Below are 261 nucleotides of genomic sequence, written 5' to 3' on the forward strand. Positions count from 1 at the left end.
ATGCTGCGGTGGTAGTCGATCACGGCGACGAAGTGGGCGTTTTCTTCGTCAACGAAAATGGCGGTGTGCTCGTCAGAAAAATCGTTGACGTAATCGATGAATGCCTGGGCAGTGTGCAACTGAACAGAGCCGCACAGCTGGCGCGGGGTTTCACGGAATTCGTCCAGTTCTGCCAGAGTCTGAAAATTCAGGTTCAGGTGATCCGGGCTGATCAGCACTGGCAGGCCGTCGATTTCCAGAACTTGCACTTGGTCTTTGCCC

General features: G+C 54.4%; 1 protein-coding gene. It reads right to left on the bottom strand.

Annotated elements, in window-relative coordinates; genetic code table 11:
- Nucleotides 1-248 (bottom strand): DUF2303 family protein (locus tag Q4563_RS20605; RefSeq protein WP_303605840.1); only part of this gene is annotated, 248 nt, incomplete at its 3' end.
- Nucleotides 249-261 lie beyond the last annotated feature (13 nt).

Source organism: Gilvimarinus sp. 1_MG-2023 (assembly GCF_030548285.1).